Source organism: Aeromonas sp. R5-3 (genome assembly GCF_040908225.1).
GTDB lineage: Bacteria > Pseudomonadota > Gammaproteobacteria > Enterobacterales > Aeromonadaceae > Aeromonas > Aeromonas dhakensis.
The window spans coordinates 69249-87072 of sequence record NZ_JBFODH010000024.1 but is presented as its reverse complement, the minus strand read 5'-3'; the positions used below and the strand labels follow the sequence as shown (position 1 = coordinate 87072).

Genomic DNA, 17824 nt, shown 5'->3' with positions numbered 1-17824 from the left:
GGCTCGGCGACCACGTCGGGCTCCTCAGGGAGAGAGCATCATGGCCATCGCCATCATCCCGGCACGGGGCGGCAGCAAGCGCATTCCCCGCAAGAACATCCGCCCCTTCTGCGGCTTGCCCATGATTGCCTACGCCATCGGGGCAGCCAGAGACTCGGGCTGTTTCAGTCGGGTGGTGGTCTCCACCGATGACCCTGAGATCGCCGAGGTGGCCCGTCGCCTCGGGGCCGAGGTGCCTTTCCTGCGCGGCGCGGCGCTGGCCGATGACCATACCGGCACCACCCCTGTGGTGATCGACACCATCCAGCGGCTCGACCAGCTTGGCATCCAGGCAGAGCACTACTGCTGCATCTATGCCACCGTGCCACTGATCCAGGCCGCCGACCTGCGCGCCGCCCACCACCGCCTGCTCGCCAGCAAGGCCCCCTTCGTCTACACGGTGGCCGAATTCGGCTTCCCGATCCAGCGGGCGGTGCGCATGGACGCGCAAGGCAGGGTCACACCGTTCTGGCCGGAGCAGATGGCGAAACGCTCCCAGGATCTGGAGCCCGCCTACCAGGATGCCGGCCAGTTCTACTGGGGCAGTCGCGCGGCCTGGCTGGGCGGGATCAGCCCGGTGGGGGGAGAAGGGATCGGCCACATATTGCCGCGGCACAGGGTGGTCGACATCGACACGCCGGAAGATTGGCACCTGGCCGAACTGCTCTATCAAGTGCTGGCCCAAGATGACGTTTAAGGTTGCCTTCCGGCTCGACGCTGGCGCCGATATCGGCTTGGGCCACCTGATGCGCTGTCTGGCCATCGCCGATCGGCTGCACGCCGCCGGGGCCGAGTGCCACTTCCTCTGCCACGATCTGCCGGCGCACCTGCTGCCACTGCTGCGGCCCCATCACCACCATCCCCTGAGCGCGCCGGATGACGCCGGCCCGCTGCCCGGCTTGCTGCCCGACTGGCTGGTGTTCGATCACTACCAGATTGACCAGCGACTCGAAACCCAGCTGGCCGCCCACTGCGGCCGCATGCTGGTGATCGATGATCTGGCCGACCGGCCGCACCACTGCGAGCTGCTGCTGGATCAGGGCCCCTTGCGCCGCGTCGCCGATTACCAGCCCCTCACCCCCGCCGATTGCCGGCTGCTGCTGGGTACCGACTACGCCCTGCTGCGCCCCGCCTATCGCCAGCTGGCACGTCAACATACAGACCGGTGGCAAAGGGGGCTCGTCTGCTTTGGCGGCGCCGACCCGGCGGGTGCCTGCCTCGTCACCCTCAACAGCCTGGCCAAGCTGCCCTGGGCCCGCACCATCCAATGGACCCTGGTGGCGGGCGGCGCCAATCCCTTCTGGCCCGAGCTGGAACAGAGGGTGGCCGAACTGGCCGACCTCGACCTGGCGCTGCTGCGCCAGAGCGACCAGATGGCCGACCTGATGAGCCGGCACGACTTCGCCATCGGCGCCGCCGGCGGCATGACCTGGGAGCGGGCCTGTCTCGGCCTGCCGACCCTGGCGGTACCCATCGTCGACAACCAGCAGTTCAACGACCAGGTGATCGCCCGCTTTCAGCTTGCCGAGCGGCTGACCCTGAACGAGCTGGCCAAGCCTGAGCGGCTGCTGCAGGCCCTGCAACGCCTTGAACAACAGTCAGACGACTACCGCCGCCGCGGCCAGCAGCAGGTGGACGGGCTGGGGCTGGATCGGCTCACCGCCTGGTTGTTGCCCCAAACCGGCAGCCGGCTGCAGCCCGATGGCCAGCGGTGGCACTTCCTGTACGATGACCAGCCGCTGCTCACCCTGACGCTGAACGGCCAGCAGCTGACATGGCAGGCCACCCGGCCACTGCAACCAGCGGAGTGGCAAGAGCTGGCACATCGCTTGCAAACAATTTTCTCCCAATTTCCCCTCTATCTTGCCGAGCCACCGCAGATAGCGCCCCCTGCCCCCTGGCAGCCGGCGCCGCAAGGCTGGCAACTTGGCACAGGAGTCTGAACACAGATGCAGATCGCCCATCAATCCATCGGCCCGGCGCAGGCTCCGTACGTGATCGCCGAGCTGTCGGCCAACCACAACGGCAACCTGGAGCGTGCACTGGCCATCATGACAGCCGCCAAGGAGGCCGGGGCCAGCGCGGTCAAGCTGCAGACCTACCGGCCCGACACCATCACCCTCAACAGTGACAGGCCCGAGTTCCAGATCCACGGCGGCTTGTGGGATGGCCGCAACCTCTATGACCTTTACGAGTGGGCGCACACCCCCTGGGAGTGGCATCAGGCCCTGTTTGCCAAGGGGCGCGAGCTGGGACTGACGGTTTTCAGCAGTCCGTTCGACTTCAGCGCGGTGGATCTGCTGGAATCCCTTAACTGCCCGGCCTACAAGATCGCCTCCTTCGAGCTGGTGGACCTGCCCCTCATCCGCTACGCCGCCCAGACCGGCAAGCCGCTCATCATGTCCACCGGCATGGCGAACGAGGCCGAGATCGCCGCCGCGGTCGAGATGGCGCTCAAGCACGGCAACGGCCAGCTCGCGCTGCTGCACTGCGTCAGCGGCTATCCGGCGCCGGCCGCCGAATACAACCTGCGTACCATCCCCATGTTGCGCCAGCGCTTCGGGGTCGAGGTGGGGCTCTCCGATCACACCCTGGGGTCCGCCACGGCCATTGCCGCCACCGCGCTCGGGGCCACCCTCATCGAGAAACACTTCACCCTGGCCCGCGCCGACGGCGGGCCGGATTGCGCCTTCTCCATGGAACCGGCCGAACTCACCGAGCTGGTGGCCTCGGTCAATACCGCCCATGCCGCCCTCGGGGTAGCCGATTACCAGCTCACCGCCAGTGAACAGGGCAACCGCGCGTTTCGCCGCTCCCTCTATCTGGTCAAGGAGATGGCAGCTGGCGAGGTGCTCACCGCAGAACATATCAAGTCGGTGCGCCCCGCCCTCGGCCTGCCTCCCGCCGATTACGATCGGATCATCGGCAAGCGGGTCAACCGCAGCCTGAGCGCCAATCAACCGCTGAGCTGGGAGTGGATAGACAAAGATGAGTGATGATCTGTTCAACCAGCACGGCAGGCTCATCAGTCAGCGCTGGCCCGCCCTCTGGCCCCGCCTGCTGGCACAGGACGTGGAAAGCCTGCCGGCCGAGCTGACCGAGGGGCTCGGCTCCACCCTCAGCCTCCACGGCATCCAGCTCACCAGCCGGCACGACCGGGTGAAAGAGGCCGAGCTGCAGGCCGCCAGCCTGCCCGAGCAAGCTGTGCTGCACCTCTACGGCACCGGGCTTGGCGATCTGCCGCGCGCCCTGCTGGGGCGCAGCAGCCTCAAGCGGCTGGAAGTGAAGATCATGAATGGCGCCCTGTTTGCCCTGGTGCTGCGGCTGCTGGACCAGCAGGACTGGCTGGCGGATCCCAGGGTCGAGCTGATGATGGCCGGCGACGAGGGGGAAGTGCGGCTGCCCTTTTTCGCTCTGCCGCCCGAGCTGCTGCTGGTGGAAGATGCCGCCGCCCGCATCCGCGACCGGCTGGTGAGTGAAATCGACTTGCCGTTCGCCCGGGCCAGGTTCGACGCCGAACACCCCGACGTCACCCGGCGGCTGGCCGAAAATCGCGAACTGGTGGCCGGAGACGGCGATGTGGCCTCCCTGTTTGGTCTGGCTCAGGGCAAGCAGGCGCTGATCGTGGCGAGCGGCCCGACCCTGCAGCACAACCTGGCCACCCTGCAGGCCCAGTTGCAGAGCCGTCGGCAAGACTACCTGCTGATCAGCGTCGATACCGCGCTGGCGTTTTTGCTTGGCAACGGCATCCGGCCCGACATCGTCGTCACCATAGATGACGCCATCCACGGCAACCGGCTGCCCGCCGCCCAGTCGGCCCAGACCACCCTGGTCTATTACCCCACGGTACCCACGGCAGCTTTGCTGGCCTGGCAGGGGCCGCGCAAGACCGCCTACTCCCGCAGCCCCATGTATCAGCAACTGCGACAGACGCTCCCCAAGGGCGTGCTGCACTCGGGCGGCAGCGTCATTCATCCCGCCGTGGATCTCGCCGTGCAGATGGGTTGCCGCCAGGTCATCCTGCTGGGCACCGACTTCGCCTTTCCCGGCGAGCTCACTCACTCGGGCTGGGCCGATGGCGCCCTCGGCCCCAGCGCCGCGCTGGCACTCAGCTGGACCCTCGACGGCCATGGCCGGCGGGTCAAGACCAATCCGAACTTTTCCGCCTACCGCACCGAGCTCGAGCGCTACATAGCGCGCCACCCCGAGGTGCAATTCTGGAACTGCAGCAGGGAGGGAGCGGAGATCGCCGGCTGCCACTATCACCCGGAGTACGTGCAATGAAAAACGGCCAGATCACCCGCCTCACCGCCCTGGCGCACCAGTTTCGGCTGGGGCAGTCGGTCGCCGCGAGTCAGGCACTGCCGGAACTGCTGCAAGAGGTGTTCACCGAGCAGGGCAACCTGCCGCCCGGACTGGTAGCCGCCCTGCTGCAGTGCCAGGAACGCCAGGACTGGCTGGGACTGGCCGACTACCTCGAATATGAAGTGGTGCACTGCCTGTCGACCCCGGCCGGCGACACCACAACAGGAGACCATTGATGATCAAGGCCATTTCCAACGCCTCCGAGCAGGAGCTGTCACGCCGCCAGACCTTCAGTGAGTTGCTGCACACCAGCCCGCTGCCCGCGGCCGAACTGCAGAACGCACCGGGGCCGGCCTATCGGTGATCGAGTAGTCCGGTTGCGGGCTGAGGCGACGCAGCAGCCCGGCCTCCAGCAGCATTCGCGCCAGCGGCTCCACCCGCCAGAATGGCGCCCCTATGGTCTCGGCAATCTCGAACAGGGTCAGCTTGCCGTCGCTGTAGGCCAGCAGATTCATCATCTCCCGCACCTGCCAGCCCGAATAGCGGGTCGACAAATCCGGGTAGAGCCCCCGCTTGCCGAGCTGGGGTTCGCCCAGTACGGTGACCTCGCAGCGCTCATCTCGCTCCAGACACTCGATGGCGCGGCGCAGCGCCAGGCTGGCGAGTACGGCAGGGTCCGGGCGGGCACCAGATCTTCCCACAGCCAGATGATGATGTGGGTCCCGGCCGCGGCATCGGCGCCCTGGTTCATCAGGGTCTGCAACCACTGGCCATGGGGGGCCACCTGCACTTCGCCATATTCAGCCAGGGGGCGCCAGGCGAGGTTGCCCGGCATCAAGAACGAACTGCCACTGAGATGAAGCATGGTCATGACCTTCCCCCTGCACTACCGGGACCATCCCGGCGACCGACAAATGGGATGATCGTGTTTGATCTTCATGAAAAACAAAAGCTTTTTTGGCCGTATTCAGTAGTTGATGCTGACGTAGGGCACCTCGTCCACCTGCCACAGCTGCTTGAGGTAGACAGTCAGCACGAAGAAGAAGTTGGCCAGCAGGTTGGCGAAACGATAGAGGATGGGGTCGAAGCGCACCCCGCTCTCCTCCAGCCGCACCAGCAGCCGCACCACCTTCTTGCTGCCACAGCGGCACAGGTGCAGGGTCGGGATCGGCTGCGGCCCTTGCGGCAGCACGAAACCGGTCACCCGGCCGCGGCTCGCCTCGTTGTAGTGATCGTAACGCCCCTTCAGCCACGCCAGATCCTCCTCGAAGATGCCGAGCCGGCCGCGCACCGAGCCGTTGAGGTTGTAGATAAGCCGCTGCAGCGCCGCGAGATCCGCCTGCATAGGCGCAAGCTCGGCATCCGGAGCCAAGTGTGACAACACGGCGCCCACCTGGCAGCAGAGCTCGTCGGTGGCGATCTCGTAGTCACACTGGAACTGGGTTTCGAAGATGAAGGGGTAGCAAAGCTCGCGCTTGTCTCTGGGCTTTTTCGGGTTCATGGGGCGGCCGGATCGGGAAAAAGGCCAGTTTGCCAGCCCCCGCAGGAGCTGGCAAACGGCCGGTCATGGTCCTTCTCGATCCAAAACGGTTCAAACGCTCTTGCTGCTGGCATCCGTCGCCGGCTGGAACTGGCCGATCATCCGCAGCGCATCCAGCATCCGCTGGTTGAAGCTGGTGAAGCTGCCCACCTGGGCCGGATCGCTCTGACCACGGGCCGCCAGCACCGCTGGCGTCAGCGCCTGCTGCTGGGACGCCGGCAACAGGGCATCCGCCTGCTGCTGCACCTGATCCAGCTTGGGTAGGTAGTCCGCCAGCGGCTTGAGCATCTCCTGCAGGGAGTGCGCCCCCTGATAGGTCTGGCTCAGCTTGAGGCTCTGCTTGAGCTTGAGCGAATAGGAGGCCAGCTGGCTGTCATCCAGCTTCAGCTCGCCCGCCTTCTTCAACAGGTCGTCGAAATTGCCGGAGAAGAAGCTGCCGGCCAGATCGTCGATCCCCTTGACCAGCTTGCCGATGGAGTCCATCTCCTCGCTGCTCAGGTTGCCCTCCAGCGAGAAGCTGAAGCTCTGGCTCGACTTGAGGCTGAACTGGCTGCCGCTGTCATCCTTCTGGGACTTGGTCTGCCAGCTGTCGTTGAAGCGCAGCACCACCTTGTCGCCATCCTTGGTCTGGATCTCCAGCGAGCCCTGCTGGCGGCTGGCCATCTCGGCCTGCCCCATGTCGGTGGTAGAGACCTTGCCAAAGAACTCCTTCTCGAACTGATCGAGCCCCTCCTGGATCAGCTTGTAGCTCTGATCCATGCCGGTCTTGATGTCTTCGTTGTCCGCCCAGTCGCCAAGCTGTTTCCTGGCGTCACCAAAGCCCTTGTCCACCCCCTTGCGGGCCTGCTCCATCATGCCGGTCAGGCTGTCGTCCGACTTGCCGTCGGCCCGGGCAGCCCCCAGCCGGCCGGTGACGAACTGCAGCACGTTGTCGGCCACCGACTGGAAGTCGAATAGGGTATCCGGGGTCACCGCCTCCGGCTGATCCTGTACCTTGGGCGCCTTGTAGCCCTGGCCGTTGATCTCCAGCGCGAACTGCAGCGCCTGCTGCACCAGCACCTGCGCCCATTTCGGCGCCTTGTGCAACGAGACTTCGTCCCCGTTGTTTACCGGCTTCGAGTCCGCCTGCTGGGGCGATTTGGGAGCAACACCCACTCCCTTGGGTTGGGCCGCGCCCACTCCGTCGATCTGCATAATGTGTCCTCCCACCATGCCTGTAGATCAGCTATCGGCCTGACTGCACACTTCTTGACCACAAAATGCTGGACAATCCGCAGCGGCCTTTTAAAATCGGGCCCCTTTGGGTGGCCGCAGGCTTCCCCCGATTTCGTCCCGGCCAGACCGGTGTGCATGTGAGGTAAATCATGACCCAATCCCAGCAGGTTTCCGCCGACCCGGCGCCCCTTCGAACCCCGGCCGACTACCAGGCCCAGCTCGACGAGAAGCGCGAGCGCCTCTGCGGGTTGTTTGCCGACTTCACCCTGCCTGCGCTGGAAGTGCATGCCTCCCCCGCCAAACACTACCGGATGCGCGCCGAGTTTCGCATCTGGCACGACGGTGACGACCTGTACCACTGCATGTATGCGCCGGCCACCAAGGAGATCATCCGGGTCGACCAGTTCCCCACCGCCAGTCGCCTCATCAACCGGCTGATGCCGGTGCTGCTGGAGGGGCTGCGCCCGCACCCCGTGCTGCGCCGCAAGCTGTTCCAGATCGACTACCTCTCTACCCAGTCCGGCCAGATCTGCGTCAGCCTGCTCTACCACCGCAAGCTAGAGAGCGAGTGGCAGCAGGCCGCCGAGGCGCTGCAGGCCGACCTGCGGGCTCAGGGGTTCGAGCTGCAGCTGATTGGCCGCGCCCACAAGCAGAAAATCTGCCTGGGGGAGGAGTTCGTCATCGAACGGCTGACCGTGCAGGGGCGCGAGCTGGTCTACAAGCAGGTGGAAAACAGCTTCACCCAGCCCAACGCCGCCATCAACGAACAGATGCTGAGCTGGGCGCTGGACGTGACCAAGGGGAGCGAGGGCGACCTGCTGGAGCTCTACTGCGGCAACGGCAACTTCTCCATCGCCCTGGCGCAGAACTTTAGCAAGGTGCTGGCCACCGAGATCGCCAAGCCGAGCGTGGATTCCGCCCAGTTCAACATCGCCGCCAACGGCGTCGACAACCTGATCATCCTGCGCATGTCGGCCGAGGAGTTCACCATGGCGATGCGCGGCGAGCGGGAGTTCAACCGCCTCAAGGGGGTCGATCTCTCCGCCTACCAGTGCAACACCATCTTCGTCGACCCGCCCCGGGCCGGCCTCGACGACGCCACCGTCAAGCTGGTGCAGGATTACGACAACATCCTCTACATCTCCTGCAACCCCGAGACCCTGCAGGCCAACATGCAGGTGCTGGGCGAAACCCACGAGATCGCCCGCTTCGCCCTGTTCGATCAGTTCCCCTGGACTCACCATATGGAAGCCGGCGTCTATCTCAAACGCAAGGCGGGTTGATGCTGTCGGGGCAGAGCCCCCGCTCGACCAGCAAGACAAGACAAGACAGGGCCCGCGGGCCCTGTTTGATTATTTATCCCAGTGCATGGGGCGGCCGGAGCCGCTATGCTGGCGGCACGCGCATCCGCGCCACAGTCTGGGTGTCATGCCACCATGCAACGCATTCTTTTTGTTGAAGATGATCCCGAGATAGGCCAACTCATCAGCAGCTGGCTGGCCCGCCACGACATGGAAGTGCTGCTGGAGCCGAGGGGCGATCGGGCGCTCGCCAGGGTCGAGGCCGAGCAGCCGGACCTGGTGCTGCTCGACATCATGCTGCCGGGTCAGGATGGTCTCTCCCTGTGCCGGGATCTGCGCCCGCGCTTTGCCGGCCCCATCGTCATGCTCACCTCGCTCGACAGCGACATGAACCAGATCCTGAGCCTGGAGCTGGGGGCCAACGACTACATCCTCAAGACCACGCCGCCCCCCGTGCTGCTGGCCCGGCTGCGGGTCCAGTTCCGCCAGCAGGGGCAACAGGCCCCGCAGCCCGTGGTCGCCGGCACTCCACCCCAGCGCCTGCAGTTCGGCCGTCTGCAGATCGACGGCCCGGGCCGGGACGTGCGCCTCGACGGCGACAGCATTCCGCTCTCCACCGCCGATTTCGACCTTCTGTGGGAGCTGGCCTGCCACGCCGGCCAGATCCTGGGGCGGGAGGCGCTGTTTCGCAGCCTGCGCGGCCGTGACTACGACGGCCAGGATCGCAGCATGGACGTTGCCATCTCCCGTCTGCGCCGCAAGCTGGGGGACGACACCAGCAACCCGACCCGCATCAAGACGGTGCGCCAGAAAGGCTACCTGCTGGTGCCCCAGGCCTGGGAATAAGCCCCGCCGAATGACCTTGATGCTCTCTGCTCCCTTATCCCCTTGCGGGAGAAGGGTTGGGGATGAGGGGGCAGCAAGGCAATGCCCAGACGTAATCCAGGCAAGAGGAGAGCCCCCATGCGCCGCCTGTTTATCCAGTTCTATCTGCTGCTGATCGGCTGTTTCACCCTGGCCATTCTGCTGGTCGGCATGGTCTATCAGGTCACCGCCGAACGGGCGGGAGATCGCTATCTGGAGCGGATGATGCAGGGCTCTCTCGGCCTGCTCACCGGCGAGCTGGCCCGCTTGCCGGCCGAGCACTGGCCCGCCCGCATGGCGGATCAGAGCCGCCAGCTCACCCTGCCGCTGCAGATCGGCGCCCTCGCCAACCAGCCGCTGGCCAACGAGGATCAGGCCTTTCTGGAGGCCGGCAACATCGTCATCGTCGAGGAGGATGACACCTTCCTGCAGCGCATTCCGGGCACAGATCAGGTGCTGATCGTCGGCCCCGTCCCCTATCTCTCCTACCTGCACGAGCTGCACTGGGTCGACGTGGGACTGCTGCTGGCCATCGGTCTCTCGCTGGGACTGCCGATCCTGCTCTGGCTGCGCCCGCACTGGCGCGGCCTGCAGCAGCTCGAACAGACCGCCCGTCGGGTCGGCGATGGGGATCTCTCCTGCCGCACCCGCTTGCCCCCCGGCAGCAGCCTGGGCCGGGTCGGCCGCACCTTCGACCAGATGACCGAGCAGCTGCAGGCCATGCTGGCCAGCCGCAAGCAGCTGACCGACGCCATCGCCCACGAGCTGCGCACCCCGCTGGTGCGGCTGCGCTACCGGCTCGCCATGCTGGCTCCCGCCCCCTCGGCCGAGGAGCAGCAGGGGCTGGAGCGGGATCTCGGCGCGCTGGACGCCCTCATCGAGGAGATGCTCACCTACGCCAGGCTCGATCGTCCCGAGCTGCCGCTGCAGTGCAGCGAGCTGGAGCTCGGCAGCTGGGCCGGCAGCCGCCTCGCCGACTGGCAGGCGCTGCGACCGGACAAACGGCTCGACTTCGTGCGCCCGGCCATGGCCCTGCCCTGGCGCGGCGACATCCGCCTGCTCGATCGGGCGCTGGAGAACCTCATCGGCAACGCCCTGCGCCACGCCGCCGGCCGGGTGACCCTCAGCATGGCGCGCCAGCAGGATCTCTATCTGCTGGAGGTGGCCGACGACGGTGCCGGCATCGATCCGGCGCTGGCGCCGCAGATCTTCGAGCCCTTCGTGCGGCTGGATCAGAGCCGCGACCGACGCACCGGCGGTGCCGGGCTGGGGCTGGCCATCGTACGCAGCATCGCCCGCCACCACGGCGGCGAGGTGCAGCTGCTGCCAAGCAGCAGCGGTGCCCGTTTCTGCCTGATGCTGCCTGTACATTTGGATACAAACCGTCACCAGTCACTCACTGAACCGCAAGTCGAACAGCCCTAGGATGAAGTCATGGAGAAACGCTCCATGTCATCAACCCGAATGAGGAACTGGAATATGAACAAGCTGATCCCCCTGAGCCTGGCTGCTGTCTTCGCCCTGACCTCCGGCTTCACCATGGCTGCCACCCCGACCAAGGCTGCCGCTCCCCAGGCTACCCAGACCAAGGTCGTGAAAAAACACCACAAGGCTGCCCACGCCAAGGCGCCGGCCGTCAAGGTTGCTCCCAAGACCAAATAATTGACCAGCAAGCTTCCCGTAATGAAAAGGGGCCCCGAGATGGGGCCCCTTCTGTTTTCTGCGCGCTTGCCGTGACTCAACCCAGCATGTAGTCCGCCGGCAGGGCGATGCGGGCAACACCGGATTCCACCGCTGCCAGCGCCACGGCGCGGGCGACGTGCGGCAGCAGACGGGCATCCATCGGCTTGGGAATGACGTAATCCTTGCCGAAGGCGAGCTCGCTCACGCCGGCAGCGGTCAGCACCTCGGCCGGTACCGGCTCCTTGGCCAGGCCACGGATCGCCTCGACCGCCGCAATCTTCATGGCATCGTTGATGCGGCTGGCACGGGCGTCGAGGGCACCGCGGAAGATGAAGGGGAAGCAGAGCACGTTGTTGATCTGGTTCGGGTAGTCGGAGCGACCGGTGCCCATGATGAGGTCACCGCGCACTGCGTGAGCCAGCGCCGGCTTGATCTCGGGGTCCGGGTTGGAGCAGGCGAAGATCACCGGGTTGGCGGCCATCAGCGCTACCGCCTCGGCGGGCAGCACGTCAGGGCCGGAGACGCCGACGAACACGTCAGCCCCGTCCATCACCTCCATCAGGGTACGCAGAGGGGTGTCGTTGGCGAAGCGCTGCTTGTACTGGTTCAGATCGGTGCGACCGCTGTGGATCACGCCCTGACGGTCCAGCATGAAGATGTTGTGCGGCTTGGCGCCACACTTGATCAGCAGGTCCATGCAGGCGGTGGCGGCGGCGCCGGCACCCATGCAGACGATGCGGCTGTCGCCAATCTGCTTGCCCTGCACTTCCAGCGCGTTGAGCAGGCCGGCGGCGGTGACGATGGCGGTGCCGTGCTGGTCATCGTGGAACACCGGGATGTCGCAGCGCTCGATCAGCGCCTGTTCAATCTCGAAGCACTCGGGGGCCTTGATGTCTTCCAGGTTGATGCCGCCGAAGGTGTCGGCGATGGCGGCGACCGTGTCGATGAACTGGGCGCTGGTGTCGTGCTTCACCTCGATGTCGATGGCATCGATGCCGGCAAAGCGCTTGAATAGCAGGGCCTTGCCCTCCATCACCGGCTTGGAGGCCAGCGGGCCCAGATTGCCCAGCCCCAGGATGGCGGTGCCGTTGGAGATGACGGCCACCAGATTGCCCTTGCCGGTGTAACGGTAGGCATCGGCCGGGTTGGCGGCGATCTCGCGCACCGGCTCGGCGACGCCCGGGCTGTAGGCCAGTGCCAGATCGCGGGCGGTCTCGGCGGGCTTGGTGAGGGCGATGGCGATTTTGCCCGGCACGGGCTGGGCGTGGTAGTCGAGTGCCTGTTGGCGGAGATCGTGCTGCTGATCGGACATGGGGGACCCCGATACGGTAGTGAATGAGTGGTGCATTGGCTCGCCCACGGGCGAGGGCTGGGGATCATAAAGAAAACCACCGGGCTTTCACAGAGGAAAGTATCGCCAACCCGCCAATGACAAGCCAGTAATTAGCATGTCATACCACCCACCAATACCTATTTAGTTATAGATATGGTTTCAATCCATGACGGGGATTCCCGCCCTGGCCTCCGCCTTCCGGGCGATCGCCTCCGTCATCCCCTGGAAGATGAAGAGGTGAAACGGCAGCATGGCGAGCCAGTAGGCCAGCCCCCAGGCCCCCTGCGGATGCCAGTGGGCCGTCACCTTGAGCCGGGTCAGCCCCGACTCCTCCGGCAGTATGTTGAACTCCAGCCGGCCGACACCGGGGGCCCGCATGTTGAACAGCAGATCCAGCCTACGCCCCTCGTCCACCCCGAGGATCTGCCAGGAGTCCAGCATGTCCCCCTTCACGAAGCGATCCGGATTGGTACGGCCGCGGGTCAGGGCCGGGCCGCCGATCAGGTGATCCATCCATTCGCGCACCACCCACAGCTGGTTCATGTAGAAGTAGCGCTGCTCGCCCCCCAGCTGCTGCAGCACCTGCCACACCACCTCCGGCGAGGCGAGACTGAGGGCATCGCCACTGGCGGTGCGGTCATAGAAGCCGTACTCAGGATGACGCCAGCGCAGGCCGAGCGGGGTCTCCTCTCCCTGCTGTTCGGCACCGAGCCGCTGCTCCAGAGAGAGGCTCTCCGCCAGCGCCTCGTCGAAGCTGAGCAGGGTTTGCGGCAGCAGGGCCCGCAACGGGCCGTCATCGGCCGGAATGTCGTGCTTGAGGCCGCCCACCAGCGCCTTGGCCACCGGTTGCGGCACCGAGGTGACGAATTGCAGCCACCAGGCGGAGAGGCGCGGGCTCAGGAAGGGGATGGGAATGATGGGGCAGCGCTTGCCGATATGGGCGGCAAACTTCTGCAACTGCTGCTGGTAGCTGAGCAGCTCGGGGCCGGCGGCGTTGAAGATCTGGCCGTCCACCCCGTCGGCCTCCACCAGCCCGCCCAGATAGTGCAGCAGGTTGGACAGTGCAATCGGCGGCGTGCGCGAGCGCACCCACTTTGGGGTCACCATCAGCGGCAGGTTGAACACCAGATCCCGCATCACCTCAAACGCCGCCGAGCCGGGGCCAATGATGATGCCGGCGCGCAGCTCCACCGTCGGCACGCCGGCGCCCCGAAACAGCTCGCCACAGTGACGGCGGGAGTTGAGATGGCGGCTGTTGCAGGGCTCGGGCTGGATGGCGCCGAGATAGATGATGCGGCGCACCCCGGCGGCGCGGGCAGCGGCGGCGAAGTTCTTCACCCCCTGCTGCTCCAGCCGGTGAAAGTCGGCCCCTGCTCCCATGGCATGCACCAGATAGAAGACGGTGTCGATGCCGGCCAGGGCGGGCAGCAGGGTGATGGGCTTGAGGCTGTCGGCGAGGCGAAACTCCACCCCGGGCGGCAACCGGCAGGGGCGCCGCGCCCCGGCAATCACCCGATAACCCAGCTCCTGCAGATGGGGCACCAGGTAAGAACCTATGTAGCCCGCCGCCCCCATCACCAGACAATTCCTCATTCACTCGCTCCTGCTCTGCATCCCTCGTCAACCACACCACCATAGGGCAAAGCGGGCCCTGACAGAACGCCGACCAATAAAAAAGGCGCCCATTGGGCGCCTTTTTCAGAATTCTTCAGAAGTAAAATTACTTCTTGGTGGTCATCGCACCGAAACGCTTGTTGAACTTGTCTACGCGGCCGCCGCTAGAAACTTCTTTCTGCTTGCCGGTGTAGAACGGGTGGCACTCGGAGCACACGTCCAGGTTCAGATCTTTACCAACGGTAGAGAAAGTGTTGATGACGTTACCGCAAGAGCACTTGGCGGTGATGGCTACGTAGTCAGGGTGGATACCAGCTTTCATGGACAACCTCAAAGTAATAGGCCGTGTCGCCATCCGATCTTCTGTCGGACACCACACGATTGTTGAACACAGTTTCAAAGGCTGCGAATAATATAGGAAATGCCTGAGATCAGGCAAGTGGCTTCGCAGAAAAAATAGGCAATCTCTGGTGAATTCTTCCCAAACGCTGGATCTGGTTCGTGTGGCTGTGCCGGTACCGTTACGCCGTCATTTCGACTATCTCTCCCCCCTGCCCTTGCCTGCCCCCGGCTGCCGGGTCGAGATCCCGTTCGGCCCGCAAACCCTGGTCGGACTGGTGGTGGATCACCCGGCCGACAGCCAGGTACCGCGCAACAAGCTCAAACCCATCAAGCGGGTATTGGACGCGACGCCGGTGCTGGGGCCAGATATTCTGGCGCTGATGGCCTGGAGTGCCAGCTATTACCAGCATCCACTGGGGGAGGTACTGCCCCACGCCCTGCCGGTGCTGGTGCGCAAGGGGGAGCCCGCCGCCTATCGGGAGCTGGAGTTCTGGTTCGCCACCGAGGCCGGCATGGCGGTCGATCTCAACGAGCTCAAGCGGGCGGCCAAGCAGCAGCAGGCCCTCGCCTTGCTGCGCAAGGGGCCGCAGACCCCCTCCGCCCTCAAGCAGGAGGAGATCCAGAGTGCAGCACTCAGCGCACTGGAGAAGAAGGGGCTGCTGGAGAAGCGCTCGCTGGAGCCGAGCCATGAGGGTGACTGGGCCGCCCGCTTCGAGCCGGGCGAGGGGCTGCGTCTCAACGGTGAGCAGGCGCTGGCGGTCTCCGCCGTCACCAGCCAGAGCGACAGGTTCGGCGCCTTTTTGCTGGACGGCATCACCGGCTCCGGCAAGACCGAGGTCTACCTGAGCATCCTCGAGCCCCTGCTCAAGGCGGGCAAGCAGGCGCTGGTGATGGTGCCGGAGATAGGCCTCACCCCGCAGACCATCAACCGCTTTCGCCGCCGCTTCAACGTGCCCGTGGTGGCGATGAACTCGGCCATGAACGATCGGGAGCGGCTCGACGCCTGGCTGGCCTGCCGCGACGGCGGTGCCGCGATACTTATCGGCACCCGCTCCGCCGTGTTCACCCCGTTTCACGACCTCGGCATCATCATCATCGACGAGGAGCACGACGGCTCCTTCAAGCAGCAGGATGGCTTTCGCTATCACGCGCGGGATCTGGCGGTAATGCGCGCCCACCGTGCCGGCATTCCCATCCTGCTGGGCTCAGCTACCCCGTCGCTGGAGACGCTGCACAACGCCCGCAGCGGCAAGTATCACCACCTCAGCCTGACCCGGCGCGCCGGCAACGCCCAGACCGCCCGCCAGGTGATCCTGGACATCAAGAACGTGCGGCTGCAGGCGGGGCTCTCCCCCCAGCTGGAACAGCTGATGGCAGAGCATCTGGCGGCCGGCAACCAGGTGATGCTGTTTCTCAACCGCCGTGGCTATGCGCCGGCCCTCATCTGCCATCAATGTGGCTGGAGTGCCGCCTGCGAGCGCTGCGATGCCTGGTACACCTGGCACCAGGCCGGGCGGCGGCTGCACTGCCACCACTGCGACAGCGTGCGCCCGCTGCCCCACCACTGCCCCGAGTGTGGCAGCAACGAACTGATCGGATCCGGGGTCGGCACCGAACAGCTGGAGCAGCTGCTCGGCACCGTTTTCCCGCAATATCCGGTGGTGCGCATCGATCGGGACAACACCCGACGCAAGGGGGAGCTGGAGACCCACCTCGGCGACATCAAGGCCGGCAAGTACAAGATCCTGATCGGCACCCAGATGCTGGCCAAGGGCCACCACTTCCCGGACGTGACATTGGTAGGGCTGCTGGATGTGGATGGTGCCCTGTTCAGTGCCGATTTTCGCGCCGCCGAGAAACTGGCCCAGCTCTACACCCAGGTGGCGGGTCGTGCCGGTCGCGCCAGCAAGCCGGGTCTGGTGGTATTGCAGAGCCATCACCCGGAGCACGCCCTGCTGCAGGATCTGACCCAGAACGGCTACGGCCACTTCGCCGACACGGCGCTGAAAGAGCGCCGCCTGCTGGGACTGCCCCCGTTCAGCTATCAGGGGCTGTTTCGGGCCGAGGCCAACGGCCGTGACGAGGTACAGCTGTTCCTCAGCCGCCTCGCCGAGACGCTACGCAGCGCCCGTTATCCCCATGTGCAGGTGCTCGGACCTATCAGCGGTTTTATGGAGCGCAAGGCGGGCAAGTTTCGCATGCAGTTGCTGGTGCAGGGACCCAGTCGGGCAACCCTGGCCCAGCTGCTGGATTGGTCGGTGAAGGAGTTGGATAGCTGGCCCGAGACCAAGCGGGTACGCTGGAGCCTCGACATAGACCCCACCGAGCTGAACTGAGTCAGGTTCTGGTTGCTGAGGGTGAAGCGGTCGCTGGCGCGCTTCGTCAGCGACCTAGTTTGCCATGCGGTGGCGGGGTTCAGACCCGCAGGTCGACCTGCTGCACCCAGCCACCCTTGCCCTGCTCGGTCACATAGAGACCGGACTGGCGCAGTACCCCCTGATTGCCGCTTTCCCCCAGATGGTTGAAGGGGGTGTCGAGGGGATGCAGCAGGATGGCGCCGATCCCCAGCTCCACCAGGGCGATGGGGGACTGTTCCGGCTGCCAGAACTGCAGCGCCGAGAACTGGCTGTCCCGCTCGTCCAGCACCCCGTTGCCATCCTCATCCAGAGTCGCCAGCTCACCAAAACCGTTGCCGGAACGGGCCCCGAACAGCTCGCCGCCGTCATCTATGGTGCCGTTGCCGTTGCGATCCAGCGCCACGAAGCCGCTCCCTTCACTCAGGCCAGGCAGGCTGTCCGCCTTGCCATCCTGATCGAGGTCGAACTTGACCCGGGCGTCGGTCAGGCCGGCGATTTTTCCATCCAGACTGAGCACCAGCGGATCCTTGAGGGCATTGAGGGTGGTGCGGCGCTGGCTGATGTCGAGCTGGCGCCAGTCCAGCACAAAGCCCAGATCCAGCTGCAGGGTCTGGCCATCCTGGGTCTGCAAGTTCGCCGCCGCCACCACGTTGAGCTGCTCTTTTTGCAGCAGGCTGTCGGTCACCTCCACCAGCTGATCCGGCTCGGCGGCAGGCTGGGTCCCCTCACCCGTCGGGGCACTCACCCCCTCCGCGCCCTGCTCGGCCGGCTTGATGGGCTCCGGCAGCTCTATCTTGTGGCCCAGCATGGCCTCGATCATCAGCTTGATAAGCCGCTGGCGATTGTCGAGTCCGTCGTTAGGGATGCCATCCTGTTCGCTCTTGCCGGTCTCGGCGGGCTTGGCCGACGCCGATTCAGGGGCACTCTGAGCCGCACCGGCGGCGCTGCGGCTGGCCATCTGCAGCGTCAGCAGGCTGCTGCGGGTGAAGGTGAGCTGGCTGCCGCTGGCAGCAGCGGGTGCAGAGTCCGCCGGCGCCGTGGCAGGGGACTGCACCTGGCTGGCTGGCGGCACGGGGCCGAGCCGGCGCACCTTGCGGGCCTGGGCCTGTTGCTGCTGGTATTGCACCTCCCCCTGGAGGTCGTAGTGATCGATGCGCATATCTTCGCCCTCGGCGCCATACATCTGGTCAGTTATCGACCAGCTGCCGGGGCGGGCTTAACACCGATTGGC

At 65.5% G+C, this 17824-nt stretch carries 16 protein-coding genes and 2 pseudogenes; 10 read left to right on the top strand and 8 right to left on the bottom strand.

The window, feature by feature from the left end:
• The first annotated feature begins 40 nt into the window (after positions 1-40).
• From pseF to AB5Y95_RS17150, 5 genes are read left to right on the top strand one after another with little or no spacing between them, the layout of a single operon-like run.
• On the top strand, positions 41-736 hold the full coding sequence (pseF, locus tag AB5Y95_RS17170) for a pseudaminic acid cytidylyltransferase (protein WP_010635737.1): 696 nt from the start codon (positions 41-43) through the stop codon (positions 734-736).
• On the top strand, positions 726-1982 hold the full coding sequence (gene pseG, locus AB5Y95_RS17165; protein ID WP_368161662.1) for a UDP-2,4-diacetamido-2,4,6-trideoxy-beta-L-altropyranose hydrolase: 1257 nt from the start codon (positions 726-728) through the stop codon (positions 1980-1982). Before pseF ends, pseG begins: the two co-directional genes overlap by 11 nt.
• Before the next feature lie 6 nt (positions 1983-1988).
• Positions 1989-3035, top strand: a complete 1047-nt coding sequence (gene pseI / locus AB5Y95_RS17160; RefSeq protein ID WP_368161661.1) for a pseudaminic acid synthase — start codon at positions 1989-1991, stop codon at positions 3033-3035.
• Positions 3028-4323: a motility associated factor glycosyltransferase family protein gene (locus tag AB5Y95_RS17155; protein WP_368161660.1), complete on the top strand. Its 1296-nt coding sequence runs from the start codon at positions 3028-3030 to the stop codon at positions 4321-4323. The genes pseI and AB5Y95_RS17155 overlap by 8 nt, the downstream gene beginning before the upstream one ends.
• A complete protein-coding gene (locus tag AB5Y95_RS17150; RefSeq protein WP_368161659.1) occupies positions 4320-4580 on the top strand; it encodes a hypothetical protein in 261 nt (86 codons plus the stop codon). The genes AB5Y95_RS17155 and AB5Y95_RS17150 overlap by 4 nt, the downstream gene beginning before the upstream one ends.
• Positions 4581-4703: 123 nt before the next feature.
• On the opposite strand, the pseudogene AB5Y95_RS17145 reads toward AB5Y95_RS17150, so the two are convergent.
• From AB5Y95_RS17145 to AB5Y95_RS17130, 4 genes and pseudogenes are all read right to left on the bottom strand, one after another.
• Positions 4704-5000: pseudogene (locus AB5Y95_RS17145) on the bottom strand (winged helix-turn-helix domain-containing protein); the annotation flags it as partial.
• 20 nt (positions 5001-5020) lie between these two features.
• Positions 5021-5215: pseudogene (locus tag AB5Y95_RS17140) on the bottom strand (FkbH domain-containing protein); the annotation flags it as partial.
• Between the two features lie 96 nt (positions 5216-5311).
• On the bottom strand, positions 5312-5845 hold the full coding sequence (locus AB5Y95_RS17135; protein ID WP_005306761.1) for an ATP--cob(I)alamin adenosyltransferase: 534 nt from the start codon (positions 5843-5845) through the stop codon (positions 5312-5314).
• A 90-nt stretch (positions 5846-5935) separates the two neighbouring features.
• The gene (locus tag AB5Y95_RS17130; protein ID WP_362850115.1) at positions 5936-7078 is read right to left on the bottom strand and encodes a DUF5610 domain-containing protein; all 1143 of its coding nucleotides are present in this window, start codon (positions 7076-7078) and stop codon (positions 5936-5938) included.
• A gap of 170 nt (positions 7079-7248) precedes the next feature.
• Between AB5Y95_RS17130 and trmA the strand changes: the two genes are divergently transcribed.
• The 4 genes from trmA (at position 7249) to AB5Y95_RS17110 (ending at position 10926) form a co-directional block, all read left to right on the top strand.
• Positions 7249-8382, top strand: coding sequence for a tRNA (uridine(54)-C5)-methyltransferase TrmA (trmA, locus tag AB5Y95_RS17125; RefSeq protein WP_368161658.1), 1134 nt, complete (start codon positions 7249-7251; stop codon positions 8380-8382).
• 153 nt (positions 8383-8535) lie between these two features.
• Entirely contained in the window at positions 8536-9246 is a 711-nt protein-coding gene (gene rstA, locus AB5Y95_RS17120; RefSeq protein WP_019840333.1) for a two-component system response regulator RstA, read from the top strand.
• A 117-nt stretch (positions 9247-9363) separates the two neighbouring features.
• Positions 9364-10689 carry a two-component system sensor histidine kinase RstB gene (gene rstB / locus AB5Y95_RS17115; RefSeq protein ID WP_368161657.1) on the top strand — a complete coding sequence of 442 codons (1326 nt, stop codon included), beginning with the start codon at positions 9364-9366 and terminating at the stop codon, positions 10687-10689.
• 54 nt (positions 10690-10743) lie between these two features.
• Positions 10744-10926: a hypothetical protein gene (locus AB5Y95_RS17110; RefSeq protein WP_010635722.1), complete on the top strand. Its 183-nt coding sequence runs from the start codon at positions 10744-10746 to the stop codon at positions 10924-10926.
• A gap of 76 nt (positions 10927-11002) precedes the next feature.
• Here the strand turns inward: AB5Y95_RS17110 and AB5Y95_RS17105 are convergent, their stop codons facing one another.
• The 3 genes from AB5Y95_RS17105 to rpmE all read right to left on the bottom strand — a co-directional run bounded on the left by AB5Y95_RS17105 (position 11003) and on the right by rpmE (position 14216).
• The gene (locus AB5Y95_RS17105) at positions 11003-12259 is read right to left on the bottom strand and encodes a malic enzyme-like NAD(P)-binding protein (protein WP_126880753.1); all 1257 of its coding nucleotides are present in this window, start codon (positions 12257-12259) and stop codon (positions 11003-11005) included.
• 180 nt (positions 12260-12439) lie between these two features.
• A complete protein-coding gene (locus tag AB5Y95_RS17100; RefSeq protein ID WP_095591668.1) occupies positions 12440-13873 on the bottom strand; it encodes a DUF2867 domain-containing protein in 1434 nt (477 codons plus the stop codon).
• A gap of 127 nt (positions 13874-14000) precedes the next feature.
• Positions 14001-14216: a 50S ribosomal protein L31 gene (rpmE, locus tag AB5Y95_RS17095; protein WP_005306787.1), complete on the bottom strand. Its 216-nt coding sequence runs from the start codon at positions 14214-14216 to the stop codon at positions 14001-14003.
• Between the two features lie 148 nt (positions 14217-14364).
• Here rpmE and priA point away from each other — a divergent pair, with 148 nt between their 5' ends.
• Entirely contained in the window at positions 14365-16572 is a 2208-nt protein-coding gene (gene priA / locus AB5Y95_RS17090; protein WP_368161656.1) for a primosomal protein N', read from the top strand.
• Between the two features lie 79 nt (positions 16573-16651).
• Here the strand turns inward: priA and AB5Y95_RS17085 are convergent, their stop codons facing one another.
• Positions 16652-17776, bottom strand: coding sequence for a hypothetical protein (locus AB5Y95_RS17085; protein ID WP_368161655.1), 1125 nt, complete (start codon positions 17774-17776; stop codon positions 16652-16654).
• Positions 17777-17824 lie beyond the last annotated feature (48 nt).